Genomic DNA, 25013 nt, shown 5'->3' with positions numbered 1-25013 from the left:
ATTATCCTTTAACCGTCAGTTCGACGGGGTTAGCCTGTGGAGAATCTAATCAACTTAATGGCGCTGCTATTAAGGATTCTACGAAGCAGGAAGCAAACATCAGTCTACTTAGGTAGATTTGAGTAGGTTTTGCAGAACGGATTGGGAAAGATAAGATTTAATGCTTAAACCTTGTACTTTGCTCTCATTTCCTCAATACTAATACCTTTACATTCTCTCAAACTCTGACGCGCTTGTGCGACTTCTGCTTCAAAACGTGGATCTCGTAATAATAACTCTTCCCACCAGTCTTCGGTATCTTCTAAACCAATCAAAATTCCCACAGGTTTTCCATCGCGAGTAATCACAATTCTTTCTTTTTCCGCTATTTCCAGGTAGCCAGATAGGTCATTTTTGATTTCTTCGATCGGTACTTGTTTCATTCTTCTCTCCTACCATATTCTCCTAACCATTCCATCGCCTCAGATTTCTCTCTAATACAAAGAACTTCTACAGTTCCAACTCTCTCATCAGTGTAGCTTACATCGTAAAATACTCGCAGGTCATCAATCCGCAGTCTGTATTGAGGTCTTTCCATTTCTCGAAGACGCTTGATCCGGCTTTTACTTATTTTTTCTGGTTCGTATCTGAGGTATGTTTCAATTGCATCGAAGGCTTTAGCGCGATCGCTTGCTTTGAGAGTAGCAATATCTTCTTCCGCTTGTGGTGAAAAAATAATTTCGTATCTCACAATAGCTTCGCAAGTTCTGAGTAACTTCGCTATCTTCTTTTGTTAAACGTAGCTATATTTTTGACCAATTTCTCGGAGCAAGTTAGTCAACTGAGCCTTATCATATTCTGAAGATAACATATTTACTAACTTTTCCAACTCAAGCAAATCATCCCTATATTGCACGTCAGATAGTTGTGACGCTAATGGTGAAGGTAAAATTATTCTTAAATCGTTTTCCCTATTTAAGATATCCATCACATTTTTTAAATGAGACCAATTATGATATTTTTGTGAGTCTGATAAGGTATCCACTATTATTTTTAAATCAGAAATTTTATTTTTATTCTGATTAGATACAAAGTCTGACAAACTCTGGTTATTATCAGCAAGACTTACTAACTCTTGCATCTTGTGAATATCATTGGCATAATCATCAGATAAGATATACACTACTTTTTTCAACTTAGATAATTCTTTTCTCTGATATTCCTCAGATAGCAGTGATATTAACTCTGTTTCCCTCTTGACAACTCTTGCTAAATCTTTGTAATTTTTTGAAAAACTTTCTGACCATGTTTCTTTCCAAATAGCTCTTTTTTGGGTAAAAATAATTCTCTTTTTTCCACTATTCCAAAGATTGATTTCAATCAAAGCGATTACTTTTTCGCTGGGATGAAGTGTTACCAATTTAGATAGAGCCTTGGACAGTTTATCTAAGGGAATATTAGGAGCAGAAAAGCCATTTTTAGAAAGACCTTCCTCACAAAATTGCTTTTCAAAATTGTATTTTTGACATACTTTATTTTTGAAAAATGCTCCCAAAGTTCCTGGGAGTGGATCTTCAGTTAAAGTATATGATCGGGCTTCAAAGTTATGCAACACAGACGTATCTCGTTGCTTTTTCCCTTTCAAAAATGACCAAATTGCCCATGCTATAACTGATGCTATGAGAGTGGCACCGCCTGTGATTACACTCAGTCCACCAAGAGCAGAGATGATGGCAGTAATAGCAGCAGCACCAGATAATGTACCCGCTGCTCCCAAAGCACTAGCGGCAGTCCAAGCAGCTAAAATAGAGACAGCACCAGCTATTGTTCCTGTACCAATTGCAATTCCCAGATTTTTTCGATCTTCACTGCCCATTTCCGAAACTAATGCAATAGATAGCAATCCTGCGGCTCCAATCAGTGCGGCTCCTCCTGTTACTACTGCTAATCCACCCAGCATTCCTAAACCACCTGCGGCAACAGAACCACCACCCAAAAAGGCTAAAGTCGCATTTGTAGCTGCTGCTCCAGACAAACTGCTAATACTAACACCTGTTGCTGTTTGGACTCCCCATGTACTCAATACTTTATTAGCTAGTGGAACAATTTTGGCTCCATTGCTAGCAGCATTCAACTGTGATTTAGCATCTTGTAAAAAATCATTGGCTACTTGAGATGAAATTTCTTTATTACTTAAATTCTGCTCTTTAGTACCTAATTTCTGCTCCTTTGCTATTAGGTAAACAGCTTTAGCATTTTCGGGAATTTCAGCTTTGTCTATAAATGCGTCTAGCGACTTTAAATTTACTTCATCATCTACTTTCTTACCTTCGCGTACTTTTTGATAAAGTGTTCGGTAAATTTCTCTTTTTTCATTACTGAGATATGGGCTTTGATTAATCAGTTTTACAATAATGAAATCAACCGTTAATGCTCTTGATTGGGTACTAGCTAAAAAGTAAGCTTGTTTAATTTCTAATGGCAGTGCTGAGTTGGTAACAATAGAATCAATATCTGTCAGTGCTTTAAAGTTAGGAACTGGTTCGCCAGCGCGGACGTATGCGTAAGTTCCTCTGATTTGTTTCTTCTCTGCCTCAGTCAAATTAGATTTAGATAATGCTGCTTCAATGGTTTGCTCAATTCCGAGAAGACGGGAATTAGTGCTAGCAATGTGGTAACGTTCTTTAATTTTGTTATCTAGTTTTGAGGTGTAAATAACATAATCTAGAAGAGCCAAGGTACTCTGATCGTCAAGGTACTCTCCATTCTCAACTTGTTCGTAAATGGATTTACATTTAGCTTTGCTTGCTTCTTCGATAAATTCGGTATTTTTGTCGATTTCTTGATAAACTTGGTCAGCTATTCTAGATTCTCGATCGTACAAGGTATGAAGAACTACAATAATATCATTACCATCTTCACCAATGCCTTTAATAGTAATTTCTTGATTATCTAAAGTTCGGGAGGGAATTTCTACTTGGCAACTATTTCCTGAGCGAAGATTGACTGTTTGCTTTCCTCCGGTTCTGGCTGTTACATAAGGAACAAAAATATGATACTTTTCTAATATAGAGTTACTGTTGGATGATTCCTGGGTAGCGGCGATCGCACTACCTGGAGCAAGTAAGTCTTTTGTGAGCAAACTGATAGTTCCCAACGCAATATAACTAAGGAAATGGCGACGTTTTAGCAAAGAAATATGTAGTTTATCCATGACTTATATCTTCAGAAATCTGAAGCTTGCTGATACTGAATTACCCTTATTGCTAATAGTATATCTCTCGATCGCCAACTGTGAATACGAATAAACACGGATCTTTCGGAAATTTTTTAACTTTGCAAGCTAAGGTAGCTTAGGGTAGATTAAGTTAGCTATTTTTAATAATGTAATCTGAAGGGGATTAAAATTTTTCGTGTTTTTTCCTTAGTTTCTGAAAGGGAAATTTACACTTGTAGAGTAAGTATTGAAATTATTATAAATTACTTATTCCAGAAATTATTTGTCTAGCTAAACCTAAAGCTTGCTCAATTTTATTCTAAACTATCTAAGTTAAAAAACATCTTTCCTTTACCTCTATTTGGCACTTCTACCCACCAATCATCTAATAAATCCATCCTATCCAATGCTGCTTCTGTTTCTAAGTTGGTAGCAATGTAAACAACTAAATGGGGGTCATCAATTTCTGGATCGGGAACGTATTCTAGAAAAAGCGGTGAATCGGGAAAATGTTGGCGAATCTGGGGGTGTGCTTCTAGCAACAAGGGAATTAGGAAAGGGTGTTTTTCCAGAAAGTCTAAAACTTCGGTTTTTTGGCGCAAATTATATAAGTTTTCTAAGGATTCAATATCGAGGTTAACCAGACTTTTTTGTAGTAAAATCTGGGCTAGGGTAGCGCGATCGATCTGACGGCGTTTTGCTTCTTGGGTTAGGCGATCGCTATCTTCTTTTGGTAGTTCAATATTCAGAGTATTTGATTCGCTCATCTTTACTATGCTCAACTTTTGCTATCTTCAAATCGCAGAAAATGGCTTTAACTGTTAACTTCCTCAAGCCAACTAGTTAAATCTGTTTCACTCTGGAAATCGAGGATTGCTTCTCCCAAATCTTCTAGCTGATTCACGGGTAAACTGCGGATTTGTTCTTCTATATTGGGTGCGATCGATCCAAATCGACGACTCAACAATCGCATCACAAAGGAAACAGCTTCTCTCTGAATTCCTCGCTCAATTCCTTGCTCAATTCCTTGCTGGTTCGCATCTTGAATTCTTTCTAGATACAATGGCGATAATTGCATAATTAACTCCCGATCTTCTGAATCTAAATCTTGACGAGCTTCTAAAATGGCGAATAAATTCGATAAAAGTTCGAGTACGCTATCTTTAAATGGAGTTGCGTTGGGTAGAGAGTTGAATTGAGCGATCGCACCTTTTTGCACATTACCTTTTCCCAACAGTCGCAGCCAGAGAGTTTCCGGGGTGTTAGGTAGTTGGTGGATAACTACGATCGCAGTTCGGAACGCTGGCGGGAGAAAATAAACCCCCTCACCAAAGTTTTCCAATTCTAAATTAGCACCAAAACTGTCCAAAATGGGTTTAGAGAGGGTGGGTGATAAAATCCAAAGCCGGGGGCGATCGCCTGAGACAAGCTGTTTCTCTTCTCGGTTAGAAAGTCGGTTTGATTCGGCATTAAAATCGAAAAGTTTGCCGATACAACTGCAAATATTATCACTACTAACCGGGTTCCGATACGGTTCAATTATAGCAGTAGTTGCCGCTATTTTTCCCAAAATTCCTAATGTTTTAATTACAATCTCATTCTGATTTTGAGGCACAAATAAAACATCAATTTCTCGAACTTCCGCAGTCACATCTCGACTGATTTTTACTGATCCTAACGGTGAGAGAAGTTCTTCTAAGTATTGTTTAGCAAATTGATCGTAGACGAATTTGGTCATTGTAGTTCCTTTATCTTCAGATCCCCGACTTCTTCAAGAAGTCGGGGATCTCAGGGAATCTCAAACTCTACTCTTCAATTTTACTACGCTCAACTTCTGCTATTTTCAAAGGTATTTTTACTTCCTGCGGTGGTGGTGTTACTGCTTCTAAAGAAGTACCAACTAAGCAAACTCCCACTAAACTAACTGCGTGCAAATTAGCATCTTCTAATTCAGCACAAAGTAAATTTGCTCCGGTTAAATTCGCTCCGGTTAAATTCGCGCCTCTTAAGTCTGCTTCTTCCAAATTGGCATTACTTAAATTTGCTCCTTGTAAGTCTGCTTGGCTCAAATTTGCACCATGTAAATTAGCACCACTGAGATTAGCACCTCGCAAGTCGGCGGCGCGTAAATCTACCCCTTTTAAATTCACACTCATCAAATTTGCACCGCTTAAAAAAGCTCCAGCAAAAGACGCTTGGGTTAATTTTGCTCCCATTAAATTTGCGCCTCTGAGGTTACTTCCTCGCAAGTCAGCACTAGTTAAATCTGCTTGCATTAAGTTAGCACCTAACAAAGTTGCTCTGACATCTGCTGCTATTAATTGGGCACTTAATAAGTTTGCGCCTTCTAATTTTGCGCCTTCTAATTTAGCACCACTTAAATTAGCGCCAACTAAGTTAGCACCAGCGAGATTCACTCCTCTTAAATTGCTGCCAGAGAGGTCTTCTTCTTCTAAGTCTGCCCCTGGCAATTGTTTAACTTTTCCGGCGCGAATGGCTGCAATATCCATGAGCTTAATTAACTGTTTGTTTCTAAAAAAGTTTTTACTTCATCTGCTAATTCTGGATCGAGTAACCACATTCCAGTTGTTACTTTTGGTGGAATAATTGGTAAATCTAATCCCTGTTGTAGACCCATGACTAATAAACCTAAAGTTTCTACTAGCTTCGGGTCCCAACGTTCGTTAGCTTGGGCTTGAAATTCTCCTAACGCTTTGCTTAAAGCCTCTTCTTTAGTCAAGTTTTCTTTTTCTTTTAAGAGTTGATTTACTCGTTGTTCAAAGTTGGTTACTAATCCTAAAATTCTTGATTCTAGAGGTATGGTATCGTAGGCGAAACCACCAGGATAACCTTTGCCGTTCCACCATTCGGTTTGATGGGTTAATATGTGAGCGATCGCCTGCAACCTTGGCATCTTTCGTAAAGCTTGGACATTCGGTTCTAAAGGACAACAAGGCGCTTCCTCTAAACCTGTAACTGTTGTTACTCCCAAAGGTACTAAACCATGCAATAATCCAGCTAATCTTAACCGTTTGATTTGCCACGCTGGGAGGTCTAAAAGTTGCCCCATGACTTCGGCTAAAGCAGCGATTTCTGCTGTCGCCATTGGATTTCCAGTATTAGCTAATTCCATTAATTGCGCCATTCTCACAAAGGCTTGCAATTCGTTGGAAACTAAGTTTATATCTAGTTCTTCATGATGAGCAGCTTGTAATTGTTCGGTGATTAAATCTTTTTGGCTATGTTGCAAGTAATCAACGACGCGAGAAACAATTTCTCCTAAATTATCTTGCTCGGCGTTAGCAGCTTGGGCAGTAATTTCTTGAACTTGGGCGGTTAATTTCTGCTCTAATTCTGGGTTGTATTTAGCAATTTGTTCGATCGCCAATTCCACCGTTTCTAACACTAACCCCGGTTCAAATGTCCAAAACCCATAAAATTTCCGTTCTCGATCTTCCTCCGGTACTCCCTTTGCGCCATAATCTTGTGGCGTTAATTCTTGACAAAGTACCATCGCTGTGTAGCTGGGCGATAAGATGATTAAATGCCATTCTTGGGCGACGGGATCGATCGCTTCCAAACTCACCAATGCTACATTCGACATCTGGCTGGTGGGATGTTCTGCAAAACCAGAGTCGGGCGATGCCATAATCACTATTTGCTGCGATTTTTTGGCAATATCACCATATCTGTCTGCTTCCTGAAGATACCATTTTCCCCTTTGAAAAGCGGCGATCATGAGGGGGGAGGTGTTCGAGGTTAAAATGCTGTCTTCTAGGGCATGGCAGAGGGAAACCAGCGTGTTTTTATAGTAGACTCCAAACCGCAGTGGTCTGGCGCTGGATTTGTGGGCATCGGCTAGTTTTTGCAGAATTGAGCCTTGTAGCATGGTTTTTTATTTGAACCGCAGAGGCGCAGAGGACACAGAGTTTTTTTGAACCGCAAAGACGCGAAGGAGATTAAAAAGGTAATTTTGAAAGTAAAAGTGGGATAATTCCCACCTTACTTGATTTTATTAAACTTTGGCTAGTTGTTTTTCGGTGCGTTCTATTGGTGCTTTCAGTGCTTGTTCTAAGTCGGCGCAACCAAGTTTTTGTTCTAAAATTCGCATGACTTCGCGCCCAAAATCATCGGGGTTTTGTCGCCATGCTTGTAAGCAAACTTCGCCAAAGAAAGAACCGAGTGGTTCGGGATTCCACAGGAGTTTTTTCGCTGTCCAAGGCATTAAACTCATGGGATCGTATCCTGGTTTGAGGATATCATTTTTGAAGGCATATTCTTCTAAGTGAGTGTGGGGTTGTAACCCAATGAAAAATATGGCAGGTTCAACTTTTTCTTCGCCAAAAATTCGCTCTAGTTCCCGATGGTAAGCTATGGTTTGGCGAATGGTTTCTGGGGTTTCGTCAATGACGTTAAAGGAATAGTTTACCGAAACTAGGTCATTAAATCCAGCGGCTTTTAAGTCTCGGCAGTTTTGTAAGACTGTGCGAAGATTATAGCCCATTCGCATTTTTCGCACTAGTTCTTGGGAACCACTGGTAATGCCAATTTCAAAGTAGTTCATTCCGGTTTTTACCATCAAGTCGCACAATTTGGGTGTTAAATTGTCGGCTCTGATGTATGCTGCCCAATGTATATCTTTCATGCCAGAATCGACGATTTTTTGTAATAATTCAATGGCATCGTCGATGAATTTCCGGGCGGGGATAAACTGAGCATCGGTAAACCAGAAATTGCGAATTCCTCGATCGTACAATTGACGCATTTCTGCTACTACTTCATCCGCTGGGTTAATGCGGACTTGTTTACCTTCGATTACTGTATAAACGCAGTAGCAACAATTGTGGGGACAACCTCGCTTGGTTTGTACGCCAATGTAAAAGTCTCGATCTTGGAGATAATATTGAAACTCCGGCCAAATTTTTTCGATGTAATCGTAATTGCAAGCGGTTTTTTCTATGTTAGCGGGTGGTTCGTGAATTAGTCTTTCTCGTGGCGCACTTTCTCCCACTACATAACATTTTTCCCCGCTAATATCTTGTTGGCGCAATAGTTTTTCTAACAGTGCTTCTCCTTCTCCTACAGAAACGATCGTTCCTTTAGGTAAGCTTTTCCCTAACTGTTCGTAAAATACACTGACTGCACCACCACCAACGATCGATCGGGCATTCGCATTATACCTCTGCGCCCGGTTCAATCCCCGCTTAATTAAACCCAAGTTGCGCCACAGTTCATTGTAATAAGCCGTAGTTACACGGAGACCGCCCAGCGCCCCCCGTAATCTTACTAGGGGATTTTTCCCATAGTAAAACTCAAAGGCGTTTTGTAAAGGGTTCCCCCCTCTACCTCCCACTGGCGCATAAATTTGAATGTCGCGCCAAGAGAATACCAGCAAGTTCGGCTGAAATTCATCGACACAAGCATCCAACGCTGAATCAAAATCTATTGGTGGTACTGTTCCCAGATCGAATATCCGCTGTTCCACTGCTGGAAACAACTTTTGCACATGATCCGCCAAGTAGACAACCCCAATGGGAAAAATGGGATTACAAGGAAGACGAACATAAAGTATGCGAGTTTCCATCCTGCGACTCTCTCTCAATTAAAGACTTCTCTGGCTGTCCTGAGCAAGCTTGCACAGGGGTTTTGGGCGATTCTATTATAAATATTTATATTTTCACATAACTTTACGATAGCACTGCTCCCACTCATAATTTAGCGATCGATCGGAGATTTTTACTTCCCTGACTCCCCAAACAGCCAATTTTGCTACATGATTTCTCACTCATGGAAGTTACCGTGTTATAATACCAGCTTATCCTAGCAATTAAGATTAATAATCAGTAATCCAAATAGCAATAATTAATACAATTACCAAAACAAGATTTGTATGATTAGACCAGAGATAGATTTGCAGAAAATTTTCATGTAAAAACTGGCAGAATTAATGGGGTTGGTAGTCGCGTTTACAAATTCCTGGGATCGCAAGTGTTAACCTCAGTAATGTAACCCATTTTGTAACCAGTCTCCGCAATAAATATGGCTCAGATTCTTGATCCCCTACCGCCCGATTACCAAAATGGTATTGTTTGTTGCTATGTAAATGCAACCAGCAAAATACAGGTTGTACGGATTAGCAATATTCCTAATTGGCACTTTGAAAGAGTGGTTTTTCCCGGACAAAGACTAGTATTTGAATCTATGCCACAAGGTTTACTAGAAGTTCATACGGGGATGATGGCTAGCGCCATTTTGTCAGATAAAATACCTTGTATAACTCTCCGTATCGATATGGAACTCAATTCAACTGAAGATGAAGATCCAGAAATGGTAGAAACTAATACTGATAAGGAATTAGTAGAACTTCAGAGGTAATAGTGTTTTAAATTCTTGTGCTTTACCTAACTCTAAATAAAATTCTCTTTTCGATAACACTTTAGTTAATCAAGGTAGCCGCCATAATTAATAGTGGGAATGTTAAACAAGCTCTTCAGTATGTAAAAATACTGAAGGATAAATCTTTCCTAATGTGCTGAATTTTGGTGTTTTACCTTGAATTTACCTGATTTTATTTGGTTGTGGAAAATCGCTGCTTGGTCAATGGGCTTGTCTTTAGCGGCTTATTTTTTGCTAGGAATGAGCGGTATTTGGATGTCTTATACTCGTTTATTCCAGCAACAGCGCCCTAGTTGGCTGCGACCATTACATTATCTGATTGGTAGTGTAATGGTCGCTTTGGTATTACTATTATTAGCGATCGGCATTATCGGCACTTTAGGTCACTACGGCAGTTTAGGTCATTCGCCACACTTACCAATTGGTTTAGCAGTCGTAGCCTTAGTTTTACTTTCAGCGGGGAGTGCTACCCAAATTAGCCCCCGCAGACCTTGGGTAAGATATCTTCACATAGGAACTAACATAGTATTATTACTGGGATTCCTCTTAGTTTCCCTAACTGGCTGGAGCGTTGTGCAAAAATATTTACCCTAGTGCGAGAAGGCGAAGGCTAATCCCAGAAAAAATACGTAAGTGTATATGCGGAGACAGCTATCGATATATATCTGTAGATATATTTACGATGCACTATATTTTAGTGAATATACTGAGATAGAAGAATGGAAAAAACTTTCAGGCGTGCAAAGATGTCTTACTCTCCCGTAACATCAGGTTTTTTTGTAGTTGGAGTGGAAGGTTCACCCGTCATTGAGAAATCGCGACAAGGTAACTACGCCTTAGTCTTCTTAAAGCGAACTGATGCTAGTCGCTATTTTGAGCAAATGTGTCAACTCCGCCGAGTGCCACAGCAGGACTATAAAATCAGTACTATGCCACTTCATCTGGTCAAACGCTTGCTTAGTCACTCTAGGGTGCAAGTCTGCGTGATTGAAAATTGGGATAAAGTTGTTGCTTAAAAGCTGGTGAGCCAAAAAGCGTAACTGAATTAACAAGATAAAATTTAGCCTGGGATTCAGGAAAAGTTTGTAACTAACGCCAAAGTTTTGGTTGTGGGAAAAATTACCAGAAAAAATGGGTTTAAAGCCCCGTCCTTGTAGGACGGCTTTCGTTAATCATGATATACTTATGCCAAATCAATCGGCGTAAATGGCTAAAATTAGAAGAAGAGCGATCGCACTTTTTCCATCTCTACAAAACCAGTGAATCAACTAACATCAGAAACTAACCAAACTCCTGAAGTTTCCGTCTTTCGCATTTCTCCCCTCATCCGTTTTACCCTGTTGAGTTTGTATATCGCACTGACTATTCCCCTCCCGTTTTTGGCTCATGTAACAGCTGCACCAGTTCCACCAATTTTACTTTGGGTGGGGATTGCGATCGGAGCAATTACAGTTTATGGTTCTTTAAGTGAAAGAGTGATTTTGGATAGTCAAGGAATTCAAGTTACTTACCCAAAATGGTTTCCTAAATTTTTCCGCAAAGGTTGGTCTTTACCCTGGACAGAAGTTAAAGAATTAAAAATGCGTACTACCGGACAAGGGGGAATAGTTTATTATTTCCTAAACAATTCCGGTCAAGGATTTTTATTACCCATGCGTGTGGTAGGATTTGCCAAAATGGTCAAATTGGTAGAAGCAAAGACGGGTATTGATACCCAAGATGTCCGACCTTTGGCTCAACCTTGGATGTATTTGATCTTGTTAGTATTTACGCTGCTTCTATTTTTAGCTGATGCTTGGACAATCTGGACAGCTTTCACCACTGGAAATGTCTCCTGAAATTCCTCAATTAAAAGTTTCCCAAGTCAGTTTAGCGGCGACGGTGGGGATGGGTTTTTTGCTTCAGGATATCTCTTTTGAGGTGTTGGCTGGGGAAAGAATTGCCATAGTTGGGCCATCGGGTGCGGGGAAAACTTCGCTGTTACGGTTGTTAAATCGCTTAAATGAGGCGAGTAGTGGCAAGATTTTGCTGGAAAATCAGGATATTCGGGAAATAGCGCCGACTCAACTGCGTCAGCAGGTAACTTTGGTTTTGCAGGAGGCGAAACTGTTGGGAATGACGGTACAGGAGGCGATAAGTTATCCTTTGTTGTTGCGAGGTTTTCCAGCGGCGCAGATTAAGGAACGGCTAATTTACTGGATGGAGAGGTTACATATTCCTGAAGATTGGCAAAATCGCACGGAAATCCAACTTTCTGCGGGACAAAGGCAACTGGTTGCGATCGCAAGAGCCCTAGCCATCCAACCTAAAATTCTACTCCTAGATGAGCCAACTTCCGCATTAGATTCCGGTCGTGCTTCTTACCTCATCCAACTCCTCACCCAAATCGCCCCAGAATTTGGTACAACCATTTTCATGGTGAATCACCAATTAGAATTAGCAGAAGAGTTTTCTACCAAAGTTTTACATTTACAGCAAGGAAAATTGGTGGAATTTACGGCTTCCGAAAAACTTGACTGGAAACAACTGCGCCAAAGTTTTATTGAGTTAGAACAGCAAGAAGCAGAAGAATGGTAAATTATTCGTCCTATTTTACTTAGTAATTGGTAAAGCTTGACTAGCGGCGGTAGGCTGAGACAAGTTTCCCCGTTCGGTGATTCTTTGGTTTTGCTGTTCTTGTGCTCCATTATTATGGGAGTTATTTAGCCCAGCATTGTAACCGTTGAGAAACTCTGGATTAAACCGATAGCCAACATTGCGGATAGTTTGAATAATACTTGGTTGGCGGGGGTCGGTTTCCAGTTTTTTCCGCAGGGAAAGGACGTGAGTATCAATAGTTCGGGGGTTGTCTATTGCGTCCGGCCAAGCTCTGTTTAATAATTCAGAACGACTTAGTGGTAGTCCTCCGGCTTGTGCCAAAACGTACAACAGGCTAAATTCTTGAGGTGTTAAATCGATTAACTCTTCTTGAAAACGTACCCGACGCTGTACCAAGTCGATTTTTAGGTCGCCGTAATCTAGGTAAGCTGGGGGGATGTTCATTCTATTTCGCCGAATCAAGGCTTCGACTCTGGCGAGAAATTCTTGCATTCCAAAGGGTTTGGTTAAATAATCATCTGCGCCTGCTTTCAATCCTGCAACCACATCGGCTTCCGTGTTCCGTGCGGATAGCATGAGAATGTAGGGTTGGTGCTGACGCAATAACCAGCGACAGAATTCTAAGCCATCGCCGTCGGAAAGTTCGGCATCGAGAATTACTAACGTCGGTTGACGTAACTGGAAAACTTCTCGTGCCTGATAGAGGCTGGCGGCTTGATAGACACGATAGCCTACTTGCTGTAAGTGCCAGCCAAGTAGCGATCGCAGATGCGGATTACTTTCAACTATTTGAACACTAACTGATGCCACAGATGCTTGCCTTCCTTGGCCTTAGCGAACTTCAAATTAGCAGGAAATGGTGCCACATTTTGTAACGAATGTTACTCATACATCTGGCGATACTAGTCAGCTTCAGCTTATTGGAGAAAATTAATTAGTCTTGGCAATTGGAACCAGAATAATTCTCAAAAGCTGAGATGAATTTTATCATTCTCCTTCAGCATGAAATCTTTACTAAAATTTATGCCTTATCTTTAACATATCTTCAATTGTTTTTTCCAATTACTTACTTGCGGCAGTACATCTAGTTTTGCGACTATACTACCTCCTTAAGGTTAAAGCTTAAGGTAGAGATCAGTGGATAAATGAAGTTAAAATAAAAACATAGATAGTGACTCCCGATGAATCACTAGCTAGTTGTACCTTAAACAATCTGAGTTTTGGTTTAGTCAATCTAGGAAGTTTGTGGTCTTAACTACAACTTTTCCCCAAAGATTAAGTTCTACTGATTAAAATGCCAACGGTTTATTATACATTAGTTGCGACTCAAAGACAAATTATTGGTTTACCCTAAAGCCGGATTCAAGTCCAGAGGAAGCTAACTAAATTGACAATAAGCCTGAGATCTAAAAATTTGTGGAAGCTTTGGGAAAAATGATTGACATCAGGTGATACTGTTTTACTCCATACACCTATCGCCAAATAATCTGCTTATAGATAGTGTGGAAAAAATGGAAATCTCAGTTATCCTAATCAATAACCAGAAAGAAACTAATTTTTGACCGTTTTCGTCAATCTATTTAGGAACCAGTAGATTTCAACCAAAGACTATGCTACAGGACACACAAACTATTCGCCATTATCAGAAACTTACTGATTCCCTCGTTGAAATGTGGAATCGGGGTTATAGATTTGATAGTTTACGGCTTTATTTGGACGGCTATTTAGCCGCTTTACGTCATAGTAAAGCTCTGGAGCCGTATCACATTCATCGTTTAGAAGAAGAAGCTACTCGTTACATTTACGACCCATCAAATTTTGAATTACCTGAACCTGAACCCGAAACTGATTATTATTAGCTTTTTTTCCGGTGGGTGGTAAGAGGTAATAGGAGGCTAGCGGCGCTACTTCCCAAACCAAGCGTCGGTAGCTGATGTTGTGGTTGAGTAAATGATTGAAATATTTAATAGAAATTGGGCGAGGCTGTGATTAATTCTGATGATTAGTTAATTATGCCAAATTGCTGAAAAGAGATTCTTAAAGTTAAAATTTATGTTTTGTTGGCTGTTAATCTCGATCGATCGCTTCTTGTTCTTCGGGAAGTAAAGAAGTTTCCGAGGGGATTTTAGGCTGTGAGGTAGTAATTGCTTTTGGTAATTGTGGTTTAATTAGTAAACTGACTCCGATCGCCCAAGCCAGAGAAACTGTCCAGCCTGCTAAAATATCGCTGGGAAAATGTACACCTAAATATAAGCGAGTCCAACCAATAGCTAAAACAAATAAACTGCCAAAAATCAGTATTGGTAAACACCAAATAGTTCCCCAAGTTAAAATTATTAAAGCGGAGATTAAGGTTATACTGGTCATCGCATGACCGCTAGGAAAAGCATAATCTAATTCGGGGGCGGGTGACTGCCAAAGTTGGGGACGGACTCGTTGCATAATTTCTTTAATTGTGCGATTAATGATAGTGGTGCCTAGTCCAGTGGTGAGTAAAAAGGTGAGCGATCGCCATTTTTTCTGGAACAATAAGATTAGGGAAATAATGACTACGATCGGAAAAACTATTTTAATCGAACCAAATTTCGTCAAATTTACCGCTAGAAGATCTAATTGTCTGCTTGATGTCTGATGAATTGTTAGCAAAATTGGTCGATCCCAAGGAAAACCATTTGCATTATCCCTAACTTCAACTGCCAACAACATAAAAGTTTGTAAAGGTAAATACACTCCTAAAAATAACAGTAGTAACCCCCGCCAACGAGCGAGCAAAAGTTGTTTAATAAACTGGAAAAACCTTTTTAGCATCTTACTCAACAGTTAATAATTTTCTTCTTTATGGTATAAATGGGTGCTAAATTCAATCTTAGCTAATATTGATTAGCAGCGGCTACTTTTAGTGACTATAAAGTAACTAAAATTACAAAACTTACTTGATAATCTAGGGGAAAATTGAGGGAAATCTTACCTCACCTTAAAATTGCCTTAAGGTTATAAAGATATGCTTCTAGATGATAAATCATGAATGTTAAAACAACAGACATTAACTCCAAATTGTCTGCTAGTTGACAAGAAATAGTTGAATTTTTGTATTGCAAAAGTAAAGTCAAATTATGCCCAAAGTCATTCACCGCACTAAAATCGTTGCCACTCTTGGCCCTGCTAGCAACTCGCCAGAAGTAATTGAGAAACTGGTAAAAGCAGGGATGAATGTTGCTAGACTAAATTTTTCTCATGGTAGCTATGAAGACCACGCACGGACAGTTTCTCTGCTTAGAGCTATTTCAGAAAAATTAGATACGCCAATTACAATTTTGCAAGATTTACAAGGGCCAAAAATTCGGGTTGGTCTGTTATCTAATGGCGCAATTGGCTTAATTGAAGGTGAAAGAGTTACACTTGTTCCGATTTCTGAATATAAAGATCAACTTGATACTGTACCTATTGATTATCCTGAGTTAGCCTCAGATGCTAAACCAGGGGAACAAGTACTTTTAGATGACGGTCTTTTGGAACTAAAAATTAAAGAGATTTCGGGCAATACCGTAGTCTGCAAAGTGATTAAAGGCGGGATTCTGAAAAATCGTAAAGGGGTAAATTTTCCGAACTTAAATTTACGTTTACCTTCTCTGACGGAGAAAGATCGGCAGGATTTAGAATTTGGAATTTCTCAAGGAGTAGATTGGATTTCCTTGAGCTTTGTACGTAAAGCAGAAGATGTTCGCAACTTGAAAGAGTTATTAGCTGCTAAGGGTGTGGATATTCCTGTAATTGCCAAAATTGAAAAACCGCAAGCTGTTGCCAATATAGAAGAAATCGTCAAAGAATGTGATGGTTTGATGGTAGCAAGAGGCGATTTAGGTGTGGAAATGAGCCCGGAAAAAGTGCCGCTTTTACAAAAGCGAATTATTCGGATGTGTAATGTCAGAGGTATTCCGGTAATTACTGCTACTCAAATGTTAGATAGCATGATTAATAATCCTCGTCCGACTCGTGCTGAAGCAAGTGATGTTGCTAATGCGATTATGGATGGAACGGATGCAGTGATGCTTTCTGGTGAGTCTGCGGTGGGAAGCTATCCTGTGGAAGCGGTAGAAATGATGGCGCGGATAGCTTATGAGGTGGAAAAAGATCTGCAATTTGAAAATAATCCAGCGGCTCAAAGTGATGAAACTCATGCTTTAAGTGAGGCGTTAAATTCGATCGACAAAACTTTACCTTTACGTTGTATTGTGGCTTTCACAAGTACAGGTTACACGGCGTTAATTGCTTCAGCAGAACGTCCAAAAGCGCCTGTAATTGCTTTGACTCATAATATCAAGGTTTACCACCGTTTGAATTTAATTTGGGGTGTGACTCCTTTGTTATTGAATTACGAGGTGGAGACTTTTGAAAATGCGCTTTGGCAAGCAGAAACTTTTTTGGTACAACGGAAATTAGCTGCTATTGGCGATCGCATTTTAGTCATGGGTGGAATTCCCATGCAACGTGCGGGAGGCACTAATTTTATGAAAATTCACACTATTAGTGTGTAAAAATTGGCTCGGTAAAGTTGCGAATTCTTGATTTTAGAACGCAGATGAAAGCAGATGAACGCAGATGAATTTATATTGACTCTTCTGCTTTCCTGCGTTTATTCTAAGTATTTGTTTCTAAGAAGGTGTCAAAAGTTTCTTGGTTTGGTAATGAGGGTTGTGCGCCTTTTTTAGTTGTGGCTAAAGCGCCTGCTGCTGCGCCCCATTCGATCGCTTTCCGCAAAGACAAACCACTATCAAAAGCAGCTGCCATTGCTGCATTAAAAGCATCGCCAGCGGCTACAGTATCAATTGCATTTACTTTAAAAGCTGGGAATAAAAAACTTTCGCTAGCAGTGGCACAAAAAACTCCTTTACTCCCTAATTTCAAAACAACAATTTCTACACCTTTACTAATAAAAAACTCTGCGGCTTTGGTCATTGTTTCTTGATTAGTAATGTTAAATCCTACTAAGCGACTTGCTTCGGTTTCATTGGGGGTAATTAAGTCAGTTAAAGAGTAGAGTTCATCAGGTAATTTTTCTGGTGCTGGTGCGGGGTCGAGAATTACTTTTACTTTAGCTTTTTTGGCGGCTTTGGCGGCAGCGATAATTGCCGGAAGGGGAACTTCTAATTGTAATAATAAAACGGTGGTATTGGGTAATAGTTTTTCTAATCTTTCGACATCTAGATGGTTAACTTTTCCATTGGCACCGGGAATTACGATGATGGTGTTTTCGCTGCGATCGTCAACGGCAATTACTGCTACACCAGAACTTGTAGTATCATCAATTAAAATTGAGTCAGTTTGTACGCCTGCAACTTTTAAAGATGTCAATAATTCTTGTGCAAAACTATCATTACCGACTCGCCCAATCATGTAACTAGTTCTGCCTAAAAGTGCGGCACCAACTGCTTGATTTGCACCTTTTCCACCTGGGGCGGTAAAAAAATCGTAACCCAAGAGAGTTTCGCCGGGAACTGGTAAACGAGGAGTACGGGTGACGAGATCCATGTTGATGCTGCCGAAGACAATTATACTCATGTTTAGGAGTTTGATAATGCGGATTTATCTTGCTGGGCCTGATGTTTTTTTACCCGATCCAATGAAAGCTGCTCGGGCGAAACAGGAAATTTGTCAGAGGTACGGTTTTATTGGGATGTTTCCTTTCGATAATAATCTAAATTTAGCTGATTTGTCGCCGAAACAGGCGGGAATTGCGATTTATAAAAGTAACATTCAATTGATGGATAGTTGTGATTTAATTGTGGCTAATATGACTCCGTTTCGGGGGGCAAGTATGGATGTGGGTACGGCTTTTGAAATGGGTTATATGGCGGCTCAAGGAAAGCCTGTTTTTGGTTACACTAATGATGGGCGTTTGTTTGGGGAAAGGATTCCGCAAATTTCGGCTGATTTGGATAGTTGGGGAATGGCGATCGAACATTTTGATATGGTAGATAATTTAATGTTGGAAGCGGCAATTATTGTTAGTGGGGGAGAGTTGAGAAGTGAACAAATTGCAGCAGAAAATTATTATACTGAATTAAATGTGTTTACAGAAGTAGTGAAAATTGCGGCAGAAAAGCTGATTAAGGTCTGTAATTAAGATGCTTATGGAACGAGATCGGGTATTACTAATATTAGCAAGCCATCGGGAAGCGTTACAAAAATTAGGGGTAAAATCTCTAGAATTATTTGGTTCTGTGGCACGGAATGAAGCAACGCCAGAAAGTGATGTTGATTTTTTGGTAGAATTTTACATTGAAGCGGGATTGTTTGAACTGTTTACAGTGCAGCATTATTTGGAAGATATTTTAGGATGTTCTGTGGATTTGGGAACCAAAGATGCTTTACGAGAACATCTGCGAGAATCTATAAAAAAGGAAGCAATTCGTGCCTTTTAGAAATTGGCAACTCCGCATTCAAGACATTATTAATGCCCTGCATAGTATTCAGCATTGCACTGTGGGAATGAGTTTTGAGGAATTTGAGCAAAATGAAATGCTTATCAAGGCAATTCTCTATGATTTTGTAGTGATTGGTGAAGCAGCAATTAATATTCCCAGCGAAGTTCAATCTCGTTATCCACAAATTCCTTGGCGGTTAATGGGTGATATGAGAAATGTGATTGCTCACGAATATTTTCAAGTAAATTTAAGAATTATTTGGAATACGATTCAGAATAACCTGCCGTCTCTAGTTAATCTGCTTCAAGAACTAATACAGCGGGAATTTAGTCAAGAAGAATGAATAAACAAGTGTTTCGATAATGTGGAGTTGCTAACTAATACACCGAATGCTGTTGCTGAGTAGGGGGAAATTTTTTGCCCTCTAATTTCTCGGTGTAATGAACTAGAAGGCAAGCTGAAGGAAATGCGATCGCACAACAAAAAAGACCGTCTAAATTAGCATTACAAATCAGCAGATTGGGCAGCTGCTAAGGCGATTCCAGCGACAATAATTTTGTGTTCCTGTACTTGAATTCTGGCGTGTAAAGTTTCTGGGGTATCATCAGGGAGAATCGGAACAGCGGCTTGAATTAAAATTGGGCCGCTATCGACTTCTGGAACAGCAATGTGAACTGTACAACCTGTAATTTGTACGCCAGCGGCTAAGGCTTGTTCCACGCCACGGACACCTTTAAAACTGGGTAATAAGCTGGGATGAATGTTTAATACTCGTTTGGGAAAAGCGTTGAGAATTACGGGAGTAACGACGCGCATCCAACCGACCATAACTACCCATTCTACTTGATATTGGTGGAGTGTTTCGACAATTTTTGCGTCGCAATCTTCGCGGCTTTTAAAGTTACGATGATCGATCAGAACTGGGGGAACTCCCCAACGTTCTGCCCTAGTAACTACTTTGGCTTTGGGATTATTATAAATTACTACTTGGACTTGGGCGTTTAGCTGTTTGTCTGCGATCGCTTGGGCAATTGCTTCAAAATTTGTGCCACTTCCAGAAGCCATAATCCCCAATTTTAGGGGTTCGCCTTGAATAAATAGGCTGCTGGGAATCGACGGTGAAATTAAGCTAGGGGTAGAATCAGCTGATGTATTGTTGAAATTCATAGGAAATGGGAGGCAATTTTGCGGTTAAAAATATATGGTAAATCCTGGTTAGACGATGATGCGATCGCGGCGTGGATTTTTTTAACTCCAGCACTCATATTACTCGCTATTTTCATCTTATGGCCGATCGTCTATCTGTTTTATCTCAGTTTTACTGCTGGTAATTTTACTGTGGCTGGTGTACGTTGGGTAGGGGGGCGAAACTATTTGCGTCTCATTCTCACTTCTGATTTTTGGCAAATCATTGGTAATACTATTTACTTTACTGTAGCCACAGTTATTCCTAGCTTAATTATTCCTTTAGGTTTGGCGGTGTTCTTAAGTCGATCGCTAGCCTTAAGAGGATTATTACGCACCGCTTATTTTATTCCTTCTATTACTAGTTTAGTGGCAGCTGGTTTAGGGTTTCGCTGGTTATTTCAAACTGATGGACCAGTTAATAGTTTACTAAGTCATTTTGGAGTCAATCCAATTCCTTGGTTGGGGAGTACTATTTGGGCAATGCCTGTAATAATTCTCCTCAGTATTTGGAAACAATTAGGTTTTAATTTAGTAGTATTTTTGGCAGGATTGCAAACTATTTCCCTGAGTCTTTATGAAGCTGCCCAATTAGATGGTGCTAACGAATGGCAGCAATTTTGGCATATTACTTTGCCCGGTTTAAGACCTACTTTAGTGTTGGCAACTGTGACTACTGCAATTTTTACTTTGAGAAGTTTTGAACAAGTTTATGTAGTTACAGGCGGTGGGCCTTTAAACTCTACTAATTTGTTGGTTTACTACATTTATGACCAAGCTTTTGCTCAATTTGATTTTGGTTATGCGGCAGCTGCGGCTACTGTTTTGTTAGCAATAACTATGCTTTTGGTGTATCTGCAATTACGAGTTTGGGGAGAAGAGTAAGCAGAGGGGCAGAGGGGAAGTTCTTTAACTCAAAATTCTGTCAGGGCGGGTTTTGTTGTTAATTCTTCTGCTGTGAGTACAGAATTTTTTGCTAAGCTGTTACGCATTTAAATCACTTATTAACGAGTAGGGTGCGTCAGACGGTAAAGCCTGATATAGAAAGGAAAATATCTAAATCTGACGCACCCTACAATATAACTTTTAAATGCGTAACAGCTTAAACCCGCCCCTACAACTCAAAACTTTCCCACAGTCCCTAGTCCCCAATTTAAATTTCTCCGCCACTAAGTAAAATTCTCATTTCATTGGGTTTATCTGAGGCTTCCATTGCTGTTTCTTCGGTAATTCGACCTTCTAAATAAAGGTTATGAATCGATTGCAGCATGGTACACATACCGTCATAACTTCCTTTTTTCATGATTGATTCTGTTTCTTCAACTTCGCCGCGTTTAATGTAATCTTTGACGGTATCGGTGTTAATTAAAATTTCGTGAATTGGGGCTCGTTTACCATCGGTAGTTCGTAATAAAGATTGAGCAACTATGGCGGCTAAGGATTCGGAAAGTTGACTCAGCATTGGCTCTTGTTCGTCTGGTTCGTACAGATTTAAAATTCTTTCAATGGTTTTAATGGCGCTGTTGGTATGTAATGTACCAAATACTAAATGTCCGGTTTGTGCAGCTTTGAGGGCGGTGTTGACGGTGGATCGATCGCGCATTTCCCCAATTAAAATTACGTCGGGATCTTCTCTTAATGCTGCTTTTAATGCTCGATCGAATTCTACTGTATGAATGCCTACTTCTCGCTGGCTAATTACAGATTTGCGATCTTCGTGAACAAATTCGATCGGGTCTTCAATAGTAATAATATGTCTCTTCATGGTACGATTAATGTAATCTACCATAGCGGCTAAAGTTGTAGATTTACCCGATCCAGTAGGACCAGTAACTAATACTAATCCTTTATGATAATGGCAAATTGCTTGAAATACTTTTGGTAAACCTAATTGTTCGATACTGGGAATTCTTAAGGGAATTAACCGCAACACCATTGCCGAACCTTTAAGGGTTTTAAAAATATTTACTCGCACTCTCGCAAAATCATAACTGGCAGCACCATCAAAATCTAAGGTTTCGTGAAATAGTTTAATTTCTGATTCTGTCAAAATTTCTTCAAGCCAACTAATAAATGTAGGTTCATCAGTGACAGGATATTTGGTGATTTCCATTTCTCCCCGATTGCGAAAACGAGGGGCTTTACCTACACATAAATGTACGTCAGAAAATCCTTTTTCATGGGCTTCTCGCACCAATTTTTCTAAAGAAGTTGCATTTGGCTGACTATGAGGTATTGGCTGAAGATTTGCCTGAGTTGTTAAGTCAGTTTCAGCAGTTACGCCTGTACCAACTTGAACTGATAATTCTACGCGATCGTTGTCTAATAAAATTGCTAACTGATGCTTTCCCGGTTGGTGTAATGCTAAATCAAAACGCCAATTTCCTTCATTATTAATCGCTGGAGTGGTGACTTTAAATTGATTGTTTATCACTAATATTAAAGATTTGCCAGCATGAATAGGATCGGCGATTCCTGTGACAAAAAAGCGTTGTAATGGTGGAACTGGTGTAGTAGGGGCTTTAAGAATCTTGAACATATCAGGTAATCAGCTTGGTTCTTTGTTTGTTTTTGGCGATCGATCGTTGTAGATACATTATGAGATTGCAAGTTTAACATATTAGGCTTATCCAATGTTAGAACTTATACCCTGAAAGTATTTAGCCAAATAGTATCAGATCTCTTGATATTGTCTTACCTGGGACATTGAGCTAAAATCACCTAGTCATTAGAGATTTTAAAACTTACCATTGTTGTAGCAGATAATTATAATTTAATTAGCCTGAATTGGCAAAAAGATCGCAAATTCTGTACCCTGTTCAGCTTCAGAAGTAACCTCTATTCTTCCTCCATGTTTGTCAATTATTTGATAACAAGCAGAAAGCCCTAAACCAGTGCCTTTCCCTACAGGTTTTGTGGTAAAAAATGGGTCAAATATTTTCGGGATCGCATCTGCGGGAATGAGCGGACCATTATTCCAAAATCTAATTTTTATCCATTCAGCATCTATTTTTTGAGTTTGAATAATAATAGTAGGAATAAAGTTGAGTTGGTTATCTTTTAATTGTTGTACCATTCCTTCTTTAATAGCGTCAATAGCGTTAGCTAAAATATTCATAAATACTTGGTTAATTTGTCTAGGATAACATTCAATTAAGGGTAAATACCCATATTGTTTGATTATTTTAATCTTAGGATATTCCTGGTTTAAGTGTAGGCGATTTTGTAAAATTAGCAGAGTACTACTAATTCCGTCATGCAGGTTAACTAATTTCATTTCCGCTTCATCTAAGCGCGAAAAATTGCGTAAAGCTAGGACAATTTGACTGATGCGATCGGACCCTGACTGCATGGAAGAAATAATTTTCGGCAAATCAACCATGATAAAATCAAGCTCGATTTCATCAATGTATTTGTGAATTTCTAGATCTTCATAACGTTCTTGATAAAGCTTAATCAGATTCAGCAAATCTTGGCTATAAGTATTAACATAACTCAAATTGGCATGAATAAAGTTAATCGGGTTATTAATTTCATGAGCAACACCAGCAACTAATTGCCCTAAACTCGACATTTTTTCTGTTTGAATCAGTTGAGCTTGGGCTTTTTTGAGGTTGCTTAAAGCATCAGTTAATTGTTCAGCTTTGTTTGTTAATTCCGAGTTTAGTTGTTTTAATTGTTCGGATGCTGTTTGCAATTCTTGATTTTTTTGCCAAAGTTCTTCGGTTCTTTGTTCTACTCTTTCTTCTAATGTCTGACGGGCAATATCTAATTCTAAAGTGCGTTCTGCTACTCTTTTTTCTAGGTTATCAACCAGTGATTTTAAAGAATCTGCCATCTCTTGATAAGCATTGGCTAGTTGTCCTAATTCGCCACCAGCACCAATACCAGGAATCGGGGTATTTAAATCACCTGTGGCTAAGGTTTTGCTGCGTTTGGCTAATTGGTTAATTGGCTCTCCAATCTGTTTGGCTAATAACTTGGCTACGGCAATAGAAAGTATAATTGCTAATATCAGTCCGGTAAAAATCAGGCGATTTAGGACTGAAAATGCTTGTTGAAAGTATTTAGATGTGATTTGAATTTTGGCGATCGCTACAGGTTTACCCCTAGAATGTAACAGAGCATAAATCGTGTTTTTTCCGGTTTGTTGTTCGATTTGATATAGGGGCTGATGGTCTTTAACTATAGATAATAATTTCCTAATTGACAAATAGTTAGTATCTGAATTATTAGTAATTTGATTATCAAGAGAAATAATTAAAGTACCATTTAAAGAAATAATTTGTAATTTAGTAGTAGGTTGGGAGAAGGTTAAAAACTTCTCTAACCAAGTTTTGTCTAAGGTTTTACCAACTATTAAAGTTCCTTGAGAGTTTCCTGTACCATCTGTACGGAGAACAGGGGATACTACTAAAATTATTAACTGCTGATCTACTGTTGTGACTAACTCTTGAATTATTTTTCCTTGAGCAATCATAGTGGCAATTTTTTCTTGCAGAATAGGCGATCGCAAAGCTTCTCCTTTCTGCTCCAAAATTTCGCCTTTATTATTGACCACTTGAACAATATCTACACCCGCAGATAACATCAATGATTCCGTAACTTCAGCTTTAATCCAAGGCGAATTTTTCTGAGGAATCGCCTCATATAAATCAGTCCAATAGGCAAAACCTTTAGTTACATCTTGTAATCCTTGAGCAGTAGCAGCTGTATAGCCACGAAAAGCTAACACTTGATCGTCAAGTCGGGTTTTTTCTAAATCAATCAAAGGTTGATATACAAATTGCCAAGCTGCTCCAAGCAAAAACAAAATTGGCAATAAAGATGCTCCAAAGGTAAAAATTAAAATTTTGGTTTGGAGTTTTTGTAAACTATTAATTATTGTTATTTTAAGCCGCCTATATTTCACTCTCAATTTGTGCCACTTTTCCGAGAATATCTAAATAAGTTTGCTTGGTAGATAGGCAAAGACTAAAAATTTATAACTTAGTTCCAGCTAAACAAAGCTAGCTAAGCTGTTACGCATTTAAAAGTCATATTGTAGGGTGCGTCAGATTTAGATATTTTCCTTTCTACATAGGCTTTACCGTCTGACGCACCCTACTCGTTAATAAGTGATTTAAATGCGTAACATCTTAGCAGGACTTTTAATCGGGAGATCCAACTCAATTATTACTTTAGTAAAACAATTTATGAACCAAAAGTCATTA

The 25013-nt window shown here is 39.2% G+C and carries 25 protein-coding genes; 11 read left to right on the top strand and 14 right to left on the bottom strand.

All coding sequences use genetic code 11. The annotated features are described in order from the left end of the window. Nucleotides 1–164: 164 nt before the first annotated feature. From ACE1B6_RS06295 to ACE1B6_RS06260, 8 genes are all read right to left on the bottom strand, one after another. On the bottom strand, nt 165–422 hold the full coding sequence (locus ACE1B6_RS06295; protein WP_413256393.1) for a type II toxin-antitoxin system Phd/YefM family antitoxin: 258 nt from the start codon (nt 420–422) through the stop codon (nt 165–167). Then, nucleotides 419–730, bottom strand: coding sequence for a type II toxin-antitoxin system RelE family toxin (locus ACE1B6_RS06290; protein WP_413256392.1), 312 nt, complete (start codon nt 728–730; stop codon nt 419–421). The genes ACE1B6_RS06295 and ACE1B6_RS06290 overlap by 4 nt, the downstream gene beginning before the upstream one ends. Nucleotides 731–772: 42 nt before the next feature. Then, a complete protein-coding gene (locus ACE1B6_RS06285; protein ID WP_413256391.1) occupies nt 773–2863 on the bottom strand; it encodes a hypothetical protein in 2091 nt (696 codons plus the stop codon). Nucleotides 2864–3510: 647 nt separating this feature from the next. After that, nucleotides 3511–3963, bottom strand: a complete 453-nt coding sequence (locus ACE1B6_RS06280) for a hypothetical protein (protein WP_413256390.1) — start codon at nt 3961–3963, stop codon at nt 3511–3513. A gap of 47 nt (nt 3964–4010) precedes the next feature. Then, on the bottom strand, nt 4011–4934 hold the full coding sequence (locus tag ACE1B6_RS06275) for a DUF4351 domain-containing protein (RefSeq protein ID WP_413256389.1): 924 nt from the start codon (nt 4932–4934) through the stop codon (nt 4011–4013). 67 nt (nt 4935–5001) lie between these two features. Then, entirely contained in the window at nt 5002–5706 is a 705-nt protein-coding gene (locus ACE1B6_RS06270) for a pentapeptide repeat-containing protein (protein WP_413256388.1), read from the bottom strand. 8 nt (nt 5707–5714) lie between these two features. Next, on the bottom strand, nt 5715–7085 hold the full coding sequence (locus tag ACE1B6_RS06265) for a DICT sensory domain-containing protein (protein WP_413256387.1): 1371 nt from the start codon (nt 7083–7085) through the stop codon (nt 5715–5717). Between the two features lie 126 nt (nt 7086–7211). Beyond that, nucleotides 7212–8780: a photosystem II high light acclimation radical SAM protein gene (locus tag ACE1B6_RS06260; protein ID WP_413256386.1), complete on the bottom strand. Its 1569-nt coding sequence runs from the start codon at nt 8778–8780 to the stop codon at nt 7212–7214. 455 nt (nt 8781–9235) lie between these two features. On the opposite strand from ACE1B6_RS06260, the gene ACE1B6_RS06255 reads away from it, so the two are divergent. The 5 genes from ACE1B6_RS06255 (at nt 9236) to ACE1B6_RS06235 (ending at nt 12169) form a co-directional block, all read left to right on the top strand. Next, the gene (locus ACE1B6_RS06255; RefSeq protein ID WP_413256385.1) at nt 9236–9571 is read left to right on the top strand and encodes a DUF1830 domain-containing protein; all 336 of its coding nucleotides are present in this window, start codon (nt 9236–9238) and stop codon (nt 9569–9571) included. 177 nt (nt 9572–9748) lie between these two features. Beyond that, nucleotides 9749–10186, top strand: coding sequence for a DUF4079 domain-containing protein (locus tag ACE1B6_RS06250; RefSeq protein WP_413256384.1), 438 nt, complete (start codon nt 9749–9751; stop codon nt 10184–10186). A gap of 152 nt (nt 10187–10338) precedes the next feature. Beyond that, nucleotides 10339–10608, top strand: a complete 270-nt coding sequence (locus ACE1B6_RS06245; protein WP_413256383.1) for a hypothetical protein — start codon at nt 10339–10341, stop codon at nt 10606–10608. Nucleotides 10609–10851: 243 nt separating this feature from the next. Then, nucleotides 10852–11430 carry a hypothetical protein gene (locus tag ACE1B6_RS06240; RefSeq protein WP_413256382.1) on the top strand — a complete coding sequence of 193 codons (579 nt, stop codon included), beginning with the start codon at nt 10852–10854 and terminating at the stop codon, nt 11428–11430. Further along, nucleotides 11384–12169, top strand: coding sequence for an ABC transporter ATP-binding protein (locus ACE1B6_RS06235; protein WP_413256381.1), 786 nt, complete (start codon nt 11384–11386; stop codon nt 12167–12169). Before ACE1B6_RS06240 ends, ACE1B6_RS06235 begins: the two co-directional genes overlap by 47 nt. Nucleotides 12170–12184: 15 nt before the next feature. Here the strand turns inward: ACE1B6_RS06235 and ACE1B6_RS06230 are convergent, their stop codons facing one another. Beyond that, nucleotides 12185–13000, bottom strand: coding sequence for a response regulator transcription factor (locus ACE1B6_RS06230; protein WP_413256380.1), 816 nt, complete (start codon nt 12998–13000; stop codon nt 12185–12187). Nucleotides 13001–13800: 800 nt separating this feature from the next. Here ACE1B6_RS06230 and ACE1B6_RS06225 point away from each other — a divergent pair. After that, nucleotides 13801–14049, top strand: coding sequence for a DUF6761 family protein (locus ACE1B6_RS06225; protein ID WP_413256379.1), 249 nt, complete (start codon nt 13801–13803; stop codon nt 14047–14049). Nucleotides 14050–14257: 208 nt separating this feature from the next. Here ACE1B6_RS06225 and ACE1B6_RS06220 read toward each other — a convergent pair whose 3' ends face one another. Further along, nucleotides 14258–14998, bottom strand: coding sequence for a phosphatase PAP2 family protein (locus tag ACE1B6_RS06220; protein WP_413256394.1), 741 nt, complete (start codon nt 14996–14998; stop codon nt 14258–14260). A 305-nt stretch (nt 14999–15303) separates the two neighbouring features. Between ACE1B6_RS06220 and pyk the strand changes: the two genes are divergently transcribed. Further along, complete coding sequence (gene pyk / locus ACE1B6_RS06215) at nt 15304–16725, top strand: pyruvate kinase (protein WP_413256378.1); 1422 nt, start codon at nt 15304–15306, stop codon at nt 16723–16725. Nucleotides 16726–16828: 103 nt separating this feature from the next. On the opposite strand, the gene rbsK is transcribed toward pyk, so the two are convergent. Then, nucleotides 16829–17749, bottom strand: a complete 921-nt coding sequence (gene rbsK, locus ACE1B6_RS06210) for a ribokinase (protein ID WP_413256377.1) — start codon at nt 17747–17749, stop codon at nt 16829–16831. Nucleotides 17750–17765: 16 nt separating this feature from the next. On the opposite strand from rbsK, the gene ACE1B6_RS06205 reads away from it, so the two are divergent. From ACE1B6_RS06205 to ACE1B6_RS06195, 3 genes are read left to right on the top strand one after another with little or no spacing between them, the layout of a single operon-like run. Continuing rightward, complete coding sequence (locus tag ACE1B6_RS06205; protein WP_413256376.1) at nt 17766–18314, top strand: nucleoside 2-deoxyribosyltransferase; 549 nt, start codon at nt 17766–17768, stop codon at nt 18312–18314. A 7-nt stretch (nt 18315–18321) separates the two neighbouring features. Next, on the top strand, nt 18322–18612 hold the full coding sequence (locus ACE1B6_RS06200) for a nucleotidyltransferase family protein (protein ID WP_459562979.1): 291 nt from the start codon (nt 18322–18324) through the stop codon (nt 18610–18612). Continuing rightward, the gene (locus ACE1B6_RS06195) at nt 18602–18958 is read left to right on the top strand and encodes a HepT-like ribonuclease domain-containing protein (RefSeq protein ID WP_413256374.1); all 357 of its coding nucleotides are present in this window, start codon (nt 18602–18604) and stop codon (nt 18956–18958) included. The genes ACE1B6_RS06200 and ACE1B6_RS06195 overlap by 11 nt, the downstream gene beginning before the upstream one ends. 161 nt (nt 18959–19119) lie before the next feature. On the opposite strand, the gene purN is transcribed toward ACE1B6_RS06195, so the two are convergent. Next, nucleotides 19120–19782: a phosphoribosylglycinamide formyltransferase gene (gene purN / locus ACE1B6_RS06190; RefSeq protein WP_413256373.1), complete on the bottom strand. Its 663-nt coding sequence runs from the start codon at nt 19780–19782 to the stop codon at nt 19120–19122. An 18-nt stretch (nt 19783–19800) separates the two neighbouring features. Here purN and ACE1B6_RS06185 point away from each other — a divergent pair, with 18 nt between their 5' ends. After that, complete coding sequence (locus tag ACE1B6_RS06185) at nt 19801–20685, top strand: carbohydrate ABC transporter permease (protein WP_413256372.1); 885 nt, start codon at nt 19801–19803, stop codon at nt 20683–20685. A 268-nt stretch (nt 20686–20953) separates the two neighbouring features. On the opposite strand, the gene ACE1B6_RS06180 is transcribed toward ACE1B6_RS06185, so the two are convergent. Further along, the gene (locus ACE1B6_RS06180) at nt 20954–22339 is read right to left on the bottom strand and encodes a type IV pilus twitching motility protein PilT (RefSeq protein ID WP_413256371.1); all 1386 of its coding nucleotides are present in this window, start codon (nt 22337–22339) and stop codon (nt 20954–20956) included. 234 nt (nt 22340–22573) lie between these two features. Next, nucleotides 22574–24622: an ATP-binding protein gene (locus ACE1B6_RS06175; RefSeq protein WP_413256370.1), complete on the bottom strand. Its 2049-nt coding sequence runs from the start codon at nt 24620–24622 to the stop codon at nt 22574–22576. Nucleotides 24623–25013: the final 391 nt, after the last annotated feature.

It is taken from the genome of Floridaenema fluviatile BLCC-F154 (assembly GCF_041929135.1).
In the GTDB taxonomy this organism is placed as follows: Bacteria; Cyanobacteriota; Cyanobacteriia; order Cyanobacteriales; family Aerosakkonemataceae; genus Floridanema; species Floridanema fluviatile.
This window is presented reverse-complemented; position numbering and strand designations above follow the sequence as displayed.